General features: G+C 56.2%; 16 protein-coding genes. 9 read left to right on the top strand and 7 right to left on the bottom strand.

Annotated features, from left to right (window positions below):
- The first annotated feature begins 150 nt into the window (after positions 1-150).
- Positions 151-990, top strand: coding sequence for an SDR family oxidoreductase (locus ACXAF0_RS09585; RefSeq protein ID WP_475345647.1), 840 nt, complete (start codon positions 151-153; stop codon positions 988-990).
- Positions 991-1,083: 93 nt separating this feature from the next.
- Here the strand turns inward: ACXAF0_RS09585 and ACXAF0_RS09580 are convergent, their stop codons facing one another.
- The 7 genes from ACXAF0_RS09580 to ACXAF0_RS09550 all read right to left on the bottom strand — a co-directional run bounded on the left by ACXAF0_RS09580 (position 1,084) and on the right by ACXAF0_RS09550 (position 7,536).
- On the bottom strand, positions 1,084-1,800 hold the full coding sequence (locus ACXAF0_RS09580) for a GntR family transcriptional regulator (protein ID WP_475345646.1): 717 nt from the start codon (positions 1,798-1,800) through the stop codon (positions 1,084-1,086).
- A gap of 55 nt (positions 1,801-1,855) precedes the next feature.
- Entirely contained in the window at positions 1,856-3,136 is a 1,281-nt protein-coding gene (locus ACXAF0_RS09575) for a TRAP transporter large permease (protein ID WP_475345645.1), read from the bottom strand.
- A complete protein-coding gene (locus ACXAF0_RS09570) occupies positions 3,136-3,588 on the bottom strand; it encodes a TRAP transporter small permease (RefSeq protein ID WP_475345644.1) in 453 nt (150 codons plus the stop codon). Before ACXAF0_RS09570 ends, ACXAF0_RS09575 begins: the two co-directional genes overlap by 1 nt.
- Positions 3,589-3,675: 87 nt before the next feature.
- The gene (locus ACXAF0_RS09565) at positions 3,676-4,668 is read right to left on the bottom strand and encodes a C4-dicarboxylate TRAP transporter substrate-binding protein (RefSeq protein ID WP_475345643.1); all 993 of its coding nucleotides are present in this window, start codon (positions 4,666-4,668) and stop codon (positions 3,676-3,678) included.
- 325 nt (positions 4,669-4,993) lie between these two features.
- The gene (locus tag ACXAF0_RS09560) at positions 4,994-5,905 is read right to left on the bottom strand and encodes a helix-turn-helix domain-containing protein (protein ID WP_475345642.1); all 912 of its coding nucleotides are present in this window, start codon (positions 5,903-5,905) and stop codon (positions 4,994-4,996) included.
- 121 nt (positions 5,906-6,026) lie between these two features.
- A complete protein-coding gene (locus tag ACXAF0_RS09555) occupies positions 6,027-7,217 on the bottom strand; it encodes an NADH:flavin oxidoreductase/NADH oxidase family protein (RefSeq protein WP_475345641.1) in 1,191 nt (396 codons plus the stop codon).
- Positions 7,218-7,263: 46 nt separating this feature from the next.
- Entirely contained in the window at positions 7,264-7,536 is a 273-nt protein-coding gene (locus ACXAF0_RS09550; RefSeq protein WP_475345640.1) for a hypothetical protein, read from the bottom strand.
- A gap of 160 nt (positions 7,537-7,696) precedes the next feature.
- Between ACXAF0_RS09550 and ACXAF0_RS09545 the strand changes: the two genes are divergently transcribed.
- The 8 genes from ACXAF0_RS09545 to ACXAF0_RS09510 all read left to right on the top strand — a co-directional run bounded on the left by ACXAF0_RS09545 (position 7,697) and on the right by ACXAF0_RS09510 (position 16,472).
- A complete protein-coding gene (locus tag ACXAF0_RS09545; RefSeq protein ID WP_475345639.1) occupies positions 7,697-8,596 on the top strand; it encodes a LysR substrate-binding domain-containing protein in 900 nt (299 codons plus the stop codon).
- Positions 8,597-8,927: 331 nt separating this feature from the next.
- A complete protein-coding gene (locus tag ACXAF0_RS09540) occupies positions 8,928-10,124 on the top strand; it encodes an ABC transporter substrate-binding protein (protein WP_475345638.1) in 1,197 nt (398 codons plus the stop codon).
- Positions 10,125-10,265: 141 nt separating this feature from the next.
- Complete coding sequence (locus ACXAF0_RS09535; protein WP_475345637.1) at positions 10,266-11,048, top strand: ABC transporter ATP-binding protein; 783 nt, start codon at positions 10,266-10,268, stop codon at positions 11,046-11,048.
- Positions 11,045-11,752, top strand: a complete 708-nt coding sequence (locus ACXAF0_RS09530; protein WP_475345636.1) for an ABC transporter ATP-binding protein — start codon at positions 11,045-11,047, stop codon at positions 11,750-11,752. Before ACXAF0_RS09535 ends, ACXAF0_RS09530 begins: the two co-directional genes overlap by 4 nt.
- A 12-nt stretch (positions 11,753-11,764) precedes the next feature.
- Positions 11,765-12,775, top strand: coding sequence for a branched-chain amino acid ABC transporter permease (locus tag ACXAF0_RS09525; protein ID WP_475345635.1), 1,011 nt, complete (start codon positions 11,765-11,767; stop codon positions 12,773-12,775).
- On the top strand, positions 12,772-14,100 hold the full coding sequence (locus ACXAF0_RS09520; protein WP_475345634.1) for a branched-chain amino acid ABC transporter permease: 1,329 nt from the start codon (positions 12,772-12,774) through the stop codon (positions 14,098-14,100). The genes ACXAF0_RS09525 and ACXAF0_RS09520 overlap by 4 nt, the downstream gene beginning before the upstream one ends.
- A gap of 303 nt (positions 14,101-14,403) precedes the next feature.
- Positions 14,404-15,315, top strand: coding sequence for a DMT family transporter (locus tag ACXAF0_RS09515; RefSeq protein WP_475345633.1), 912 nt, complete (start codon positions 14,404-14,406; stop codon positions 15,313-15,315).
- 140 nt (positions 15,316-15,455) lie between these two features.
- Entirely contained in the window at positions 15,456-16,472 is a 1,017-nt protein-coding gene (locus ACXAF0_RS09510) for a DMT family transporter (RefSeq protein WP_475345632.1), read from the top strand.
- The last annotated feature ends 56 nt before the right edge of the window (positions 16,473-16,528 follow it).

Here is a 16,528-nt window from a genome sequence, read left to right as displayed (position 1 = left end):
CTTTTTCGCACAGCACTCAAGCATACCTGCCTGGGTTTCACGGGCTTTTGATCGCCCGAATCTCTTGACGATCAAAATATGAGGATTTATCACATTTGGCAAATGTGAGGATTCCTCACATTTTGAAACCCCTTGTCAGGAGCCAAATTTATGTCGACCAATCCCCGCTTTCTTGTTCTTGGCGCAACGGCCAAAACCGGCCGGCGCGTTGCTGAAAAACTGCTTTCTCTCGGTTATGATGTACGCGCTGTTTCACGCAGCACCACGCCCGCCTTTGACTGGACCGATCCAAAAACCTGGGATGAGGTTCTGCGTGATCGCGATGCAGTTTACGTCACCTTCCAACCCGACCTTGCCGTACCGGGATCAGATGAAATCATTGCCGGTTTTGCCAAACGCGCCTTGTTGCATGGTGTGAAACGCATTGTGATGCTGTCAGGCCGTGGTGAAGAAGCCGCCCATCAGGCGGAAAACGCCCTGCATGGCTCGGGTGCTGATGCCACGGTGCTGCGCGCCAACTGGTTCTTCCAGAATTTCAACGAAGATCTGTTTTTGCCCTATATTCAGCAGGGCACACTGGCCCTGCCCGCCGGCGACACGCCCGAGCCGTTTGTCGACGCCGATGACATCGCGGAATGTGCCGTTACCTGCCTGTTTGATGACCGCCATATCGGCAAGACCTATGAACTGTCCGGCCCGACAGCCGTGACCTTTGCCGAGGTCACCAAAATCATTTCCGAGGTCGCCGACCATCCGGTCAATTTCGTGCCCATCACCCTTGATGAGCTTGATCATGGGCTGGCGGCCGATGGGTTGCCCGATCAGGTTCGGGGACTGATCCGCTATCTGTTTTCCGAAGTGCTCGATGGCCGCAACAGCCAGCCGACCAATGACGTGCATGCGATCTTGGGACGTCAGCCCAACAGCCTGCGCCACTTTGCCGAAGAAGTGGCACGCACTGGCGTCTGGGATATTGCCAAACGCGCGTGATCAGAAAACCAAAAGGCGCGCAGCAATGAATGCAGCGCGCCGTTTGGGTTGCCTTTTGCCATTGATCCGGCTGTGAGATGCCCCTCCGACAGATCAGGAAAACAGGGTTTTGTTTTCCTCAATGATTTGCGGCAGGCGTTCCATGGTACCTGAAAGGTGCTGACGCATTTCGGCACTGGCAGCGTTGCCATCGCCCGACTGGATCGCATCAATGATCGCCTTGTGACCTTCAAGGACGGAAACCATTTTCCCCGCACGCGGCAGATCAAGGGTACGTACACGCGCCAGATGGCCACTGCGGGCGGTGATCTGAAGATGCAGGTTTGACTGGCTCACACCGTTAAACAGCGCGGCGTGGAAGGTTTCATCAAGCTGCTTGAAAAGATCAATCTGTTCGATATCACCAACCAGGGCTTCCTGCATTTTGACAATGCCCTTGGCTTTGACAACGGCCGATGATTCACCCGCCTCCGCCAGTTGGCGCACCACTTCGCATTCGGCAGCGACACGCAGAAAGTGCTCCTCGCGGATACGGGCAACATCGATCTTGGTGACCACCGTGCGCGACTGGGGATAGGAAACAACCAAGCCATCCTGTTCAAGACGCATGATGGCTTCGCGCACGGGGGACTGGCTGACATTGAAGCTTTCGGCCAGTTCGGCCCGCACCAGCGTCGTTTCAGGCAGAAGCGACAGCGAGATGATCCGGTTGCGGACTTCTTCATACACCAGTGCCGATGCCGGCACATGGGCGCTGGTTTTAGCCGCCCCATCATGCATCGCAAGCAGTCCGCCTGTGGTCGTATTCATCTTTCTCTGTCTCCCTGGCATCTGTGCATATGCCCGTGTTCGTCTGAAACTGTCATCACATCAGTGTATTGGGCAACAACAATGTCAAACTTGGTACCGCTGCCATCAGAATGAAAAACAGCACCATCGCGATAAAGAACGGAATGGATGCCCGTGTATAAGACCCGGTCTTGACACCCAAAATTCCGCAGACCGTAAACATGATCACACCCACAGGCGGGGTCAGGCCGCCAAAATTGATCAGGGTGACAATCAGGATGCCCATGTGTACGGGGTCATACCCGGCACTGACCAGAACCGGCATGACAATCGGGGTTACCAGCAGGATATTGGCTGCCCCCTCAAGGAACATGCCGCTGATCACCAGCACTGCGACCACAAGGATGAGGATCGCGGTTTTGTTTTCGGTCAGTGTTGTGACAAATTCGGTGATCTGCTGCGGGGCGCGTTCAATCGTCATGGCATAGCCCAGAACAGCCGCCATGATGATCAGCAACATCACCATGCCCAAATCCGAGATTGAGCCGAAAATGGCTTCTTTGAGCCGGGCAAAATCCAGTTCGCGATAAATGAACACACCAACGCCCAGCGCATAAAACACCAGAAACGCCCCCGCCTCGGTCGCGGTAAAGATGCCAAAGCGGAACCCGATGATCAGAATAACCGGAAAGGCCAGCGCCCAGATGCTCTCAAAGAAGCTCGCCGTCAGGTCCTTGGCCTTGGGCAGTTCCGGCAGATCCGGCGTATAGCCATTTTTGCGCGCCACCAGCCAGGACGTGATCATCAGCACGATGGTCAGGAAAATGCCCGGCAGGACACCCGCCAAAAACAGACGCCCGATGGAAACTTCATTCACAAACCCAAACAGGATCAAACCGATGCTCGGCGGAATGGTGGCGGTAATGACCGAGCCAAAAGCCAGAACCGCAGCTGTGTTGGCCTTGGAATAGCCTTTCTTGATCATGCTGGGACCCAGCAGGCGCGCCTCCATCGAGGCATCGGCCACGGCCGACCCCGAAATGCCGCCCATCATGAAGCTGAGCACAATGGAAACCTGTGCCAGACCGCCGGCCATCCAGCCGGTCAGAAGGCTTGCGAATTTGACAAGGCGATGGGTAATCCCCGTCACATTCATCAGGTTCCCGGCAAGGATAAAGAACGGCACGGCCAGAAGCGGGAAACTTTGGGTGGCGGTGACCATTTTCTGGATCACAACCGTCGGCGGCATGGCGCCGGTCATGACAAAGACCGGGATGGATGCAAGCCCCAGCGCAAAAGCAACCGGCAGCCCACACACCAAAAACAGCGTAAACAGCCCTGCAATCAGCAACAGCATCAGTTCGCCTCCCTGTTGCGGATGCGGCGGATAAGCTGGGAAATCATGGTGCGAATCATCAAAAGAATGCCAACAACCATCGAGGCATGAATATAGGACGCGTTAATTTGCGCTGCCCCGACCAGTCGCGGATGCATCAGAACCATGTTGGTCCATGCGTAATTCAAAAGAAAGGCAAGAAATCCGATGATCACCAGAATATTGATGATCTCCAGCCAATAACTGGCCCGGTCCGAGAGGATTTCACGCATAACCTGAAGACCGAAATGCCGGTCTTCCTGCATGGCGATGTCGGCCGCCAGCATGCAAAGCCAGGCAAAGATCAATTGCGCCATTTCGACCGACCAGATGATCGGCGATCCCATGGCCCGCGCGACAGAGGCCACCGCCACAAGAATGACCACAGCGACAAGCAACATGCCCCCACAGGCAAACTCAATCCGCTTGAGCATCAATTCAATTTCCGTTGTGAAGTTTGAAGTGCGTTGCCGCGCATCCGGGCAACGCACGCTCATTTGGCAAGATTGGCGAACCGGGTCTTAGCGCCCGAGGACCTTGTTAACGATCTCAGCCTCGGCTTCGAGATCAAGCATCTGATAAACCGGTGTAACGGCTTCCTTGAACGGTGCCAGATCCACTTCGCTGACCGTAACGCCGCTTGCCGCAACATCTTCAAGCGCCTTATCACCAAGCTCGATCGTCAGGGCAGAGGCATAACGACCGTTTTCCACCGCCAGATCACGGACGATTTTCTGGTTTTCCGGGGAAACGTCGTCCCAGGCATCTGCGCCAACCACAAGGGCGGTCACCAATTGGATATGGCCGGTTTTAGTGACGTTTTTGATCACTTCATAAAGCTTGGCGTTCCAGATCGCAGTCGGCTGGGCTTCGGCAGCGTCAATGGTGCCAAGCTGAAGCGCGCTGTATACTTCGCCCCAGGCAATCGGGGTCGGTTCAGCCCCCATCGCACGAATGGTTTCAATCCAGACCGGCGCACCAATGGTGCGCATGCGCACACCCGAAAGGTCTGCCGGACCGGAAATCGGCTTTTGCGTCAGGGCATGACGCGCGCCCTGATACCAGTTCGAGGCAATCATCACGAGACCGGATTTTTCGCGCAGCTCTTCGCCCCAGGAAATATATTCGTCAGACAACGCGAATTTGTCGGCCTGCTCATAGGTATCAAACAGGAACGGTGCCGACATGATCGCCAGTGACGGCACGAAGCTCGACAAGCGGGCGACATCGGTCACGGTTCCGACAGCGGCCCCGGCGCGCGCCTGATCGATCATTTCCGTGGTATCGCCAAGCTGCGAGTTGTGAAACACCTCAATGACGACATCGCCATTGGTGGCCTTTTCCACATCTGCTTTGAACTTTTCAAGTCCCTGCCCCATCGGATCATTGGGCGCCAAAACGGTGCCGATCCGCAATGTTGTTGCTGCTGTTGCCGGCATACTGGCCGCAAGTGCCCCCGCCAGTACGGCGCATAGTCCGAACGTTTTCCCGAGTGATTTGATAGTGCGCTTCATTTGGATGTCCTCCCGATGGATTGGCCTTTGCCAAAATTGATATTTTAGTTTCTTTGAAATTCTAGATATCGCGGATCAATCTTGTCAACGGATTTCTCAATCCTGTAAAAATGTTTTCTTTCAACGCATTGAACTGAACAGGCTTGCTTGTGCATAGCAACTTGTCATCAACCCAAACACGATTTGGACAGGCCTGACGTTCTCAAAACCAGTTCCAAACTGCCCCATGCGGCAGTTAGAAAACCGATCGCGAACACGCCAACAAAGCCGGAACGCCCGTGGCATCACCGGGCATTGGGCAGTGCTATTTGAAGCTCAAACAGGATTAGCGGGAAATATTGCGATATTTCGCGGGCGTCAGGCCGGTGAAGCGGCTAAAACGCGTTGTCAGATGGGCCTGACTGGAAAAGCCGGTCGCAAGTGCGATTTCGGCAACTGGTGCATTGCTTTCACGCAGCATATGCATGGCCCGTTCGATCCGCCGGCGCAGAACGAATTTATGCGGTGCCTCGCCGACGGTTTTTCTGAACATCCGGGCAAAATGATAGGCCGAAAGACCGGCGACCTCTGCCAGTTCCTCGATGGTCAGCGCCTGATCAAGGTTGGCATCGACAAAATCAAACGCCCGGCGCTTGATTGCGGGTGACAATCCGCCGCGCACCTTGAAGCCAAGATCACGGCGCGTCGAATAACTGCGCAGCATATGCCCCATCAAAAGCTGCCCGGCATTGGACATTGCCATGCGATCAGCGGGCACATTCCAATCAAGGGGCAGCATCGCCTGACGCACAGTCTGCTCGATCAGCGGATCAAGGAAGAACGTCTTTTCCGGCACTTCGACCGCATTGGGTTCAATGTCAAACGCCTCGACCACAGCGCGTTCCCACGATGCATGCGGGATATAAAGGTGAAACAGCTCCACCTCGCCATGCACAACCCAGTCCGATGTCAGATGGGCTGGCATCAAACAAACCCGGCCAGGGCCACCGCCGCTCATGGGATCAGCGCCGATCTTGCGCTGAATACCGGTACCCCCATTGACATAGAGACTGATCGTGTGGTGATCCGGGTCGGTGTAGCGCGTCAGGACATCGGCATTGCGCCGCCAGTGGGCGACCGAGATGCTTTCACCAAAATCGCCCGCGCGCAGCAGATTTGCATCCCCAATCAACTGATTGAAGACTTCAAACTTCTGATAGCGCCCGTTGGGCTGAAAATTGGTGCCAGCTTCTTCCATGACCTGTTCCTGACATTGAAGCGCGCATCATCGCATCGCGGTGACATTTTTCAAAGCAAGGCGAATGCAATGCTGCCCTGTTTTGCGCAAGAATGTGAAAATCCCGCCGATTGCCAAACACTTATCGCCCGAAATGGCGCAGCCAGATTTGTGAGCGTTCCGCATCGCGCGCCTCATAGGCGGCAAGCGCCTGGTTGAGATCGTTAAACTCCGGCATTTCCACGCCTTCTGCCAGCGCGGTCAGGCGCATTGTGTACCATGCGGTAACTCCGCCTGCCGGGGCACTTTCAAACCGGGGGAAGACTGGATCTTGCAGACCGCCGTCTTGCCAGATCGCTGGCAATTCTGGTTCGATCACCAACGCACGGCCCAGACCGACAACATCAATGACGCCACTTTCGATGGCGTCTTCTGCCTGCGCACGGGTTTTAAAGCCGCCCGTCAGCATCAATGGTTTGGACGTCAGTGTGCGGGCACGTTGGGCGAACTTGAGAAAATACGGACCACCACCCGCCCCGTCTGAGGCTGCCTTGGCGCCGGGGAAATAGGTACCGCCACTGATATCGATCAGATCAATTTCGGTGTCATCAAGTGCCGCGACAACAGACAGCGCGTCTTCTTCGCTCAATCCGCCTTCCAGCTGATCGGTGGCATTAAGCTTGATCGCCACGACAAATTCCGGCCCGACGGCGGCGCGCACCGCATGGATCGTTTCAAGCAGCAACCGCATGCGATTGATGATTGATCCGCCATAGTCATCACCGCGCTTGTTAAACAGCGGGGAAAGAAACTGACTGAGCAAGAAGCCATGCGCAGCATGGATTTGCACCCCGACAAACCCGGCCTGTTGGGCAAGCCGGGCGGTCTTTGCGAAACCGGCAGGAATTTCTTCGATTTCATCAAGTGTAAGTGCCGCGCATTCAAGGCCCGGCAGATCAAGGGCACTCGGCCCCTTTGGCGTGCTTGTCGGGGCATAGGCCAGCGCACCGGCATGACCAAGCTGCAGCCAGAGGTGGCTGTCATTTACCGACCCCTCGCGGGCCAGCGCCCGAAACCGGTCAAGATCGGCATTATCATGCAACACAAGATTGCCGGGCTTTTCGGCATATCCCGGATGTCCCTGCACCTCACCGATGATCGAAACACCCACACCGCCATCCGCCCATCGACGATACAGCCGGTTTTGTGCCTCGGTCGGGTGGCCGGTGCCATCCCCAAGGGAGTCCGACATCGCCGATTTCGCGATCCGGTTTTTGAGGATGACACCACTTGGCAATTCAAGCGGCCTGAACAACGGGTGTTTCAGGGTCATTGATCATTCCGCCCGGTCTGGGGTGAGGACATATAAACAGCTGACATCAGTGCTGCCGGTTTGACGGCGACGGCCAGTTCAGAACCAGCCCCGTCAGGACATCGCCGGTTTCTGTAATCCCGCGGGCAGCATCACGACGACTTTCATAAAGCTCAGCCGCCGTCAGATGCGACACTCTGTCTGATGGAACATCATGATGCTCAGCTGTTGCGTCGATGGCCTTTTGCAACGCGCGTTCGTGCTGCCAGGCCTCAACCGCGGCACGCAGGTGACCGACAAGACCCAGCGGGGGATGTTCGAAAGATACGTTCGCTTTCATGATGAGAATCTCCAATTGATGTTTTCTCGAGATTGAGGATTTCTCATTGATTAATCAAACGAGAAGATCTAATCTATGCTATTAGAAAAACTCACAGAAACGATTTTGCTGTTTTGGTGAGCGTGAAAAGCAACTACCCTTGGAACCCGAAAGGCTGGTCATGAATTCCCCGACAAGCGTTATTCACAATCTTGATCTTGATCTGGCGCGTACCTTTGTTGCGATCTGTGAAACCGGGAATTTTTCGCGCGCGGCCGAAAAGGTCCATCGCAGCGCATCGGCCATCAGTCTTCAGGTCAAAAAGCTTGAAACCATGGTCGGCCGGGAATTGTTCAAACGCGAAACCCGCAAGGTCACCATGACCGAGGATGGCGAGGTTTTGCTGGGCTATGCGCGGCGTTTGCTCAAACTCAATGACGAAGCGATGTCGCATTTCCATGCACCGGATTTCGCCGGGACAGTGCGCCTTGGTGTGCCCAATGACACCGGCGTGGTTGTCATTCCCGAAATCCTCAAACGGTTTGCGCAAACCCACCCGCATGTTGATATCGACGTCAATTTTGGCCCGACCCGCACCCTGCGTCAGCGCGTCGAGACCGGCGATGTCGACATCGCGGTGTTCAGTTTTGATGCGGAGCTTGATCACCAACCGCCCATCCATACCGAACCGCTGGTCTGGCTGGGCGCGCGTCATGGCACGGCCATTGACAAACGCCCCCTGCCCGTTTCGATGGCCGAACCGGGATGCTATTGGCGGATCATGGCGCTCAAGGCGCTTGATGAGGCCGGGGTGGATTACCGCATCGCCTATACCAGTGAATTCTGTCAGGCGCAGATTGCCGCCGCACGCGCCGATCTGGCCATTGCCGCCGTCCCGATCAGCGTGATTTCAGATGATCTGGTCCATCTGGGCGCCGCACACGGCCTGCCGGAAATTGGTGAATACCGCATGACCCTTGCCAAACGCGATGGTCACGGACCGGTCGAAGATGCCCTTGCCGAACATGTGATCGCCGGATTCCGCAAAAGCTCGGAACGCGGCATGCGGGTGTTTGCCTGATCGCCCGCCAAGCCGTTGTTTATCCTCAATCATCAGGTATTTTTATCGCCTGATTTGCGTTCCGAATGAGGATTCGGTTCATCCGACCATTTAGAGCCAAAAACCAGCGGCAAAACGAATACCAAACGCTGAAAACCATCACACCCATCACAATCCAAAGATAACACGTATCGCGCGCCTTATCAGGGCTGAAGGCCTTGGAATTCCGCGCTTAACGGCAAGAATTGGGTGTCGAATTCAAAACCTGCAGTTAAGAAACTGGAAACATTTAGCGTTTTCTGTATACTGCCCGACGAATATAAAGGCCCAATAAAACAGGGAAGGCTACACTATGGGAAAACTCTCTACCCTCCTCTTTTCGGCAGCACTTTCGACGGCAGTCGTCGCCGGTGCCGCTGCACAGGAACCGGTAAAGATTGGCATGCTGCAAGGCTTCACCGGCCCGACGGAATCTCTCGTCAAGCCGATGGCACTGGGTGGCGAACTGGCCATTCAGGAAGTCTCCGACAGCGGCCTGCTGCTTGGCGGTCGTGAAGTCGTTTCGGTACGCGGTGACAGTACCTGTATCGATGCGGCAGCAGCTACGGCTGCGGCAGACCGTCTCGTGACGTCTGATGGCGTTCACGGCATTAACGGCGCAACCTGCTCGGGTGCGACCACGGCCATCCTTAACAACGTTGTCCGCGCAAACGGCGTCGTCATGATCTCGCCGTCTGCAACCTCGCCGGCACTGTCCGAAATCGAGGATGACGGATACTTCTTCCGTACCGCTCCTTCGGATGCGCGTCAGGGCCAGATCATTGCAGAAATCCTTGATCGTCGCGGCATTGCTTCGGCAGCACTGACCTATACCAACAACGACTATGGTAAAGGTCTTGCAGACGCCATTCAGGCAGCCTACGAAGCAAAAGGCGGCAAAATCACTGCGGTTGCAGCACATGAAGACGGCAAGGCCGACTACTCTGCTGAAATCGGTACGCTGGCATCTGCCGGTGGTGAAGTTCTGATCGTTGCTGGTTACCTTGACCAGGGCGGTAAAGGCATCATCCAGGCATCGCTCGACACCGGTGCATTCGAAACCTTCGTCCTGCCGGACGGCATGGTTGGTGAAGCACTGACCGACAACTTCGGCGACGCGCTTGACGGTTCCATCGGCACCAACCCGGGTACCGATAGCCCGGGCGCATCGATGCTGGCTGAACTGGCATCAGACAAAGGCTTCAAGGGCGACGATCCGTACGTCCCGGAAGCTTATGACGGCTCGGCTCTGCTGCTGCTTGCCATGCAGTCTGCAGGTTCGACCGACAGTGCTGTCTACAAAGACCACATCATGAAAGTTGCCAACGCACCGGGCGAAAAAATCTTCCCGGGCGAACTGGCCAAAGCGCTTCAGATCCTCGCCGATGGTGGTGAAATCGACTATGTCGGTGGCACCGCGCTCGAACTGATCGAGCCGGGCGAGTCTGCTGGTAGCTTCCGTGAAACGGAAATCAAAGGCGGCAAGTGGGAAACGGAGATGTACCACTAAGCCGGTCTTCCTTTGATCGCTAAAGACGCTGGAACTGTCAGAGACTACGGTCTCTGGCAGTTCCTCTATTACCGGACCTTTATTGCGGCGCGACGCACAGGCATCCGGTACTGATAGAATGACAAGGGTCAAAAAATCCCCATGATACGGGTCGAAAACATCGCCAAGAATTTCGGCGGCATCCAGGCGGTCGATGGCGTATCGCTATCGATCGAAAAGGGCTCCATAACCGGCCTGATCGGGCCGAACGGGGCCGGAAAAACCACGCTTTTCAATATTATTGCGGGCGTCTTTCCGCCGTCTTCGGGGAAAATCTTCCTTGATGGCGAAGACGTTACCGAGTTGGAACCACACCAGTTGTTCCACAAGGGCCTGCTGCGGACGTTCCAGATTGCGCACGAATTCTCGACACTGAGCGTGCTGGACAATCTGATGGTGGTTCCGGGCGAACAACCCGGCGAACAACTCCGTCACAGCTGGTTCAACTTTTCTCGCGTCAAGGAAATCGAGGCACAAAACTACGAGCGCGCGCTCGAAGTGATTGATTTCCTTGAGATCGGCCATATCAAGGACGAGCTGGCTGGCAACCTTTCAGGTGGTCAGAAAAAGCTTCTTGAGCTGGGCCGTACCATGATGGTCGAACCGAAGATCGTCTTCCTTGATGAAGTTGGTGCCGGCGTGAACCGTACGCTGCTCAATACCATTGCCACCTCGATCAAGCGCCTCAATGAGGAGCGCGGCTATACCTTCTGCCTGATCGAGCACGACATGGACTTCATTGCACGCCTGTGTGACCCCGTTATCGTCATGGCCGAGGGCAAGCTCCTTACCCAGGGCACGATTGAAGAGGTCAAAAACAACGAGGAGGTCATTGAGGCCTATCTCGGAACAGGTCGCAAGCATGAACGGAAGGTGCCGTCATGAGTTTCTTAAGCGCAACCGGCATGACCGGTGGCTATGGCGGGACGGATATCCTGCATGACTGTACGATCACCGTCGAAAAAGGCGAGATCGCGGTCGTTGTCGGCCCGAACGGTGCTGGCAAATCCACCGCCATGAAGGCGGTATTTGGCATGCTGAACCTGCGTGAGGGGTCGGTGGTTCTTGATGGCAAGGACATCACCAACCTTGCCCCGCAGGAACGTGTCTCCCAGGGCATGGGGTTTGTTCCGCAGAACCGCAACGTCTTTGTCTCGATGACGGTCGAAGAAAACCTCGATATGGGGGCCTTCATCCGCAACGATGACAAGATCGAGGAAACCAAGGAACAGATTTTCAGCCTGTTCCCGATCCTTGGCGAAAAACGCAATCAGCCGGCCGGCGAGCTTTCCGGTGGTCAGCGCCAGCAGGTTGCTGTGGGGCGTGCAATGATGACCCAGCCGAAGCTTCTCATGCTTGATGAGCCGACGGCAGGTGTGTCGCCAATCGTGATGGATGAACTGTTTGACAAAATTGTGGAGGTCGCCCGAACCGGCGTCGCCATCCTGATGGTCGAACAGAATGCCCGTCAGGCATTGGAAATCGCCGATCACGGTTTCGTTCTGGTACAGGGACGCAACCGGTTCACCGATACGGGCGAAGCCCTTCTCGCCAACGAAGAAGTCCGCCGGTCCTTCCTGGGCGGATAAATGGGGTATTGAATGGAAATCCTTAACGCACTTGCGCTGTTTGCCAATTTCGTGGTCGTTCCGGCGACCGCCTATGGCGCACAGCTCGCCCTCGGGGCGCTTGGCGTCACACTTATTTTCGGCATCCTGCGCTTTGCCAACTTCGCACATGGCGAGTTGATGTCGTTTGGCACCATGATCACCATCCTGGTGACCTGGTTCCTGCAGAATATGGGCGTGTCGATCGCACCGTTCCCGACCGCCCTTCTGGCATTGCCGTTTGGTATTCTGGCTGCAATCAGCATGGCGCTTGTCACTGACCGGATGGTTTTCCGGTTCTATCGCAAGCAACGCTCCAACCCGATTGTGTTTGCCATCGTTTCGGTCGGTGTGATGTTCCTGATTGCGGGCATCATTCGTATCGTCATCGGCCCGGCCGATCAAAGCTTTGCCGACGGTCAGCGTTTTATCATCGGCGCATTTGACAGCCGTCGGGCCCTTGGCCTTGATGAAGGCATTGCGATCAAGCAAAGCCAGCTGATCACGGTTGTTGTAACGGCCATCGTTGTGGCCTGGTTGTTCTGGTTCCTGCAGAAAACCCGTTCGGGCAAGGCCATGCGCGCCTATTCCGATGATGAGGATCTGGCACTGCTGTCGGGGATCAACCCGGAACGTGTGGTCATGATCTGCTGGGTTATTGCGGCAGCACTCGCGGCCATTGCCGGGACGCTTTATGGCCTTGATAAGACCTACAAGCCGTTCATCTTCTTGCAGATCCTCCTTCCGATCTTTGCGGCCACCATTCTGGGCGGCATTGGTCAACCGGTCGGCGCGATCCTTGGCGCGTTCATTGTTGCCTTCTCTGAAGTCACGGTGACCTATGCGTTCAAGAAATTCCTCGCCTATCTCGGTCCCACGGACTGGGCACCCGAAGGGCTCGTGCAGCTTCTGTCGACTGACTACAAGTTCGCGGTCTCCTTCATCATTCTGGTCGCGGTTCTTCTGATCCGGCCAACCGGTATTATTCGTGGGAAAGTGATATGACGAAGAGAGTTGCGCTCCTATATGGCCTGATGTGCCTGGTGTTGATCGCGATCGGCTTTCTTCAAAGCTGGAACGTCGCCTTTGGCATCTTCAATCTTTGTGTGATCTCTGCTGTGATGGCGCTCGGCGTCAACATGCAGTGGGGCTATGCCGGCCTGTTCAATGTCGGTGTGATGGGCTTTACCGCCCTTGGTGGCCTGACGGCCGTTCTGGTGTCGATGCCCCCGGTGGGCGAAGCCTGGTCTGTTGCGGGCGGGGATATTGCCCTGTCGCTGCTCAGCCTTGTTGCGACCATTGCGGCGGTCATTTACGCCCGCCGTGTTGTACCGCCCGCCTTGAAGCTTCCGGTCACGCTTCTGCTGCTGCTTGGCGGCTATTTCCTGATCGGTGTGTTCTTTGGTCCGGCAACCGATGCGATTGAAAGCATCGACCCGGCGCTGAGTGGTTATCTTGGTGGTGCGGGCCTGCCGGTCCTTGTTGCCTGGCCGATTGCCGGTCTGGTGGCTGCGGGGGGTGGCTGGCTGATCGGGCGTATCGCGCTTGGTCTGCGTGCCGATTATCTCGCGATTGCCACCCTTGGCATTTCCGAGATCATCATTGCGATCATCAAATACGAAGAATGGCTGTCACGTGGCGTTAAAAACGTCACCGGCATTCCGCGCCCAGTGCCCTATGAGGTCGACCTGATCGAAAGCGAATGGTTCATCAATCTGGCGAACTTCTTTGGGGCCGCCGAGATTTCCGATGCTGCCAGCCTGTTTGTCAAACTGTGCTATGCGGTGCTGTTCGTTGTCGTGCTGGCGATCATCATGTGGTTTGCCGAACGCGCGTTGAAGTCCCCGTGGGGCCGTATGATGCGCGCCATTCGTGACAACCGCGATGCGGCGGCTGCGATGGGCAAGGATGTCAAACGTCGCCATTTGCAGACCTTTGTTCTGGGCTGTGCCGTTTGCGGTATTGCCGGTGCGATGCTGACCACGCTTGACGGTCAGCTGACCCCGACCAGTTACATTCCGCTGCGCTACACCTTCCTGATCTGGGTGATGGTGATCCTTGGCGGTTCGGGCAACAACTGGGGCTCTATCCTGGGTGGTTTCATCATCTGGTTCCTGTGGGTCGAAGCAGAGCCGTTTGGCAACTGGTTCATGTCCACCGTGACCGCTCCGCTTGGTGAAGACTCAGAACTCGCACAGCATCTGGTCGCCGGTGCGGCCTATATGCGCTATCTGATGATGGGTGCGATCCTGCTGGTTGTGATGCGCTTTGCGCCAAAGGGGCTGATACCCGAATCAACCAACAGACCCGCTGTTACGCGGGCATCCTGACAAAGCATTCTCAAACGGGGCGGGTACTTGAATGTACCCGCCCCGTTTCTTTATGGCTGCTTGCATCTGCTTTCCCCTCCCCCAAACACCCCGGCGGCCATCCACACCGGTTGCAAGAATGTAAAAACAGCGCAAGAACGTGAAAGCCACGTGGTGCTGATTGTGGCTTATTATCGGGCGTTGGCTATGCCCCACATGGTCCAACTTCCCTGATTGGTCCCCGCGCGCCACCACCCCGCGTGACCAGTTCGCGCAACCCTTCGTGCCACCAACGCCTTTGCACGTGCTGTTTTGAAAGCCCCGATGATGACAACTCTTTTATTCGTGATCGTCACCGCCTGCTGGGGATTTACCTGGTATGCGATCAAACTTCAGATCGGCCCGATCCCGGTCGAAATTTCGATCTTCTATCGCTTTGCACTGGCGGCAGCCGTCCTGTGCGGCTTCCTGTTGCTCACACGTAAATGGCGCCCGGTGCCGTGGCGGGCGCATCCTTGGATCGTGCTTCTGGGCTGCGGGTTGTTTGGCATCAACTTTATCCTGATGTACTCGGCGACCGGCTATATCGCGAGCGGCATTGTTGCGGTGATCTTTACCACCTCGACCATTTTCAATGCGCTGGGCAACTGGGCCTTTTATGGCAACCGTCCCGGCTTGCGCTTTGTCTTTGGCGCGGCCTTTGGCCTTGGCGGCATTGCCTGTCTGTTTACCAATCAGATCTATGCCCTGTCGCACAATCCGCACGCTATCACCGGCATGATCTTCGCCCTATGCGGCACGGCGGTATTTAGCTGCGGCAACATGGTGTCGGTCAAGCTGCATGCCATGGGCATCCCCAACCGCGATGCGGTCGCACGCGGCATGATCTATGGCACGGTGTTGCTGTTCATCTTCGCCATGTTCAAGGGCCAGACACCTGTCATACCGAGCGAACCGCTTTATATCGGCGGATTGCTCTATCTCGCCATTCCCGGCTCTGTCGTCGCCTTCATCGCCTATCTCGCCCTTGTGAACCGGGTCGGTGCCGGGCGTGCCGCCTATGTCACCGTGCTGTTCCCGGTGGTCGCCCTTACCGTCTCAACCTTCCTGGAAGGCTATGTCTGGACCCCGATTGGCGCGACTGGTCTTGCCATGGTGCTACTCGGCAATATCACCATCTTTGCCAAACTGCCGAAATCCATTGGTGTGAGGAATAAGGCCCTCGCCACGGACTGATAGATCTACTTGTCTGATGATAACGCGGGGCCTTTGTTGCCCCGCTTTTTTGCGCGCACGTACAAGTCCGAAACTGGCGAGCAGCATTCGTCGCATTTGCCTAACCTTCGTCTGTCACCAACAGATGGATGGAGCCCGCGATGCTGCCCCACGAAAACACCACGCGTCTTTTATCGCTTGAGAACGAGATTGCCGCACGCCCGGCGGGTCGCGGGGTTGATGCCCCGCCTCGCGCAAAAACCACCCATACCGCGCGGCCCAATGCGCCTGCCCCGCTGATGGATCGCACCAGCTGGGTGATGCTGATTTCCCTGTCGGTGCTTTGGGGCGGCTCGTTCTTTTTCACTGAGATTGCACTGGTCGATCTGCCGCCACTAACACTTGTGCTGTGCCGGGTGTCGATTGCGGCCATCGTTCTGTGGTGGGTGGTTCTACTGCGTAATATTCCGATACCGCGCGATCTGAAATTCTGGGGTGCGATTGGTGTGATGGGGGCGCTCAATAACCTTGTGCCGTTTTGCCTGATCGTCTGGAGCCAGACCCATATTACAAGTGGCCTTGCCGCGATCCTGAATGCCACCACCCCGCTTTTTACCCTGCTGATCGCCCATATCGCGACGGACAGCGAAAAGCTGACGCTCCGCAAAACCATTGGCGTTCTGATCGGATTTGGCGGCGTTGTTGTGATTTTTGGCGTTCCCAATAGCGACACTGCTTTTGGCCTGCTTGCCCCGGCTGCGGTGCTCCTAGCCGCGTTCAGTTATGGCTGTGCAGGGGTGTTTGGCCGTCGTTTTGCCGCCACCCCGCCAATCCTGACGGCAGCCGGGATGACAAGTACCTCAAGCCTGATGTTACTGCCACTTTCACTGATGATTGATCAGCCCTGGCACCTGCCCGTCCCGACGACGAGCACCATCCTTGCCGTTCTGGGCTTTGCAACGCTGAGTACCGCACTTGCCTATATCCTGTATTTCGCCATTCTCAAACGTGCCGGGGCATCGAACCTGCTGCTGGTTACCTTCCTGATCCCGGTCAGTGCGATTTTGCTCGGTGTGGGTCTGCTTGGCGAAGCATTGATGATGCAGCACATCATTGGCATGGTTGTTATCGGGCTTGGCCTGCTGGTCATTGACGGGCGGTTGATGGCTTGGCGTTAACACCCCTTGCCCTGTGAACAGTCATCCATAAACACAAAGGGACCAGAAATTTCTGG

This window comes from Thalassospira sp. ABD4_177, assembly GCF_056160125.1.
The sequence above is the reverse complement of the archived record's forward strand: the minus strand, read 5'-3'. Positions and strand labels throughout refer to the sequence as shown.

What these genes read in the sequence shown, in the direction of transcription:
- ACXAF0_RS09585 (WP_475345647.1), top strand. Translation starts at nt 151, where the DNA reads ATGTCGACCAATCCCCGCTTTCTTGTTCTTGGCGCAACGGCCAAAACC.
- ACXAF0_RS09580 (WP_475345646.1), bottom strand. Translation starts at nt 1,800, where the DNA reads ATGAATACGACCACAGGCGGACTGCTTGCGATGCATGATGGGGCGGCT.
- ACXAF0_RS09575 (WP_475345645.1), bottom strand. Translation starts at nt 3,136, where the DNA reads ATGCTGTTGCTGATTGCAGGGCTGTTTACGCTGTTTTTGGTGTGTGGG.
- ACXAF0_RS09570 (WP_475345644.1), bottom strand. Translation starts at nt 3,588, where the DNA reads ATGCTCAAGCGGATTGAGTTTGCCTGTGGGGGCATGTTGCTTGTCGCT.
- ACXAF0_RS09565 (WP_475345643.1), bottom strand. Translation starts at nt 4,668, where the DNA reads ATGAAGCGCACTATCAAATCACTCGGGAAAACGTTCGGACTATGCGCC.
- ACXAF0_RS09560 (WP_475345642.1), bottom strand. Translation starts at nt 5,905, where the DNA reads ATGGAAGAAGCTGGCACCAATTTTCAGCCCAACGGGCGCTATCAGAAG.
- ACXAF0_RS09555 (WP_475345641.1), bottom strand. Translation starts at nt 7,217, where the DNA reads ATGACCCTGAAACACCCGTTGTTCAGGCCGCTTGAATTGCCAAGTGGT.
- ACXAF0_RS09550 (WP_475345640.1), bottom strand. Translation starts at nt 7,536, where the DNA reads ATGAAAGCGAACGTATCTTTCGAACATCCCCCGCTGGGTCTTGTCGGT.
- ACXAF0_RS09545 (WP_475345639.1), top strand. Translation starts at nt 7,697, where the DNA reads ATGAATTCCCCGACAAGCGTTATTCACAATCTTGATCTTGATCTGGCG.
- ACXAF0_RS09540 (WP_475345638.1), top strand. Translation starts at nt 8,928, where the DNA reads ATGGGAAAACTCTCTACCCTCCTCTTTTCGGCAGCACTTTCGACGGCA.
- ACXAF0_RS09535 (WP_475345637.1), top strand. Translation starts at nt 10,266, where the DNA reads ATGATACGGGTCGAAAACATCGCCAAGAATTTCGGCGGCATCCAGGCG.
- ACXAF0_RS09530 (WP_475345636.1), top strand. Translation starts at nt 11,045, where the DNA reads ATGAGTTTCTTAAGCGCAACCGGCATGACCGGTGGCTATGGCGGGACG.
- ACXAF0_RS09525 (WP_475345635.1), top strand. Translation starts at nt 11,765, where the DNA reads ATGGAAATCCTTAACGCACTTGCGCTGTTTGCCAATTTCGTGGTCGTT.
- ACXAF0_RS09520 (WP_475345634.1), top strand. Translation starts at nt 12,772, where the DNA reads ATGACGAAGAGAGTTGCGCTCCTATATGGCCTGATGTGCCTGGTGTTG.
- ACXAF0_RS09515 (WP_475345633.1), top strand. Translation starts at nt 14,404, where the DNA reads ATGATGACAACTCTTTTATTCGTGATCGTCACCGCCTGCTGGGGATTT.
- ACXAF0_RS09510 (WP_475345632.1), top strand. Translation starts at nt 15,456, where the DNA reads ATGCTGCCCCACGAAAACACCACGCGTCTTTTATCGCTTGAGAACGAG.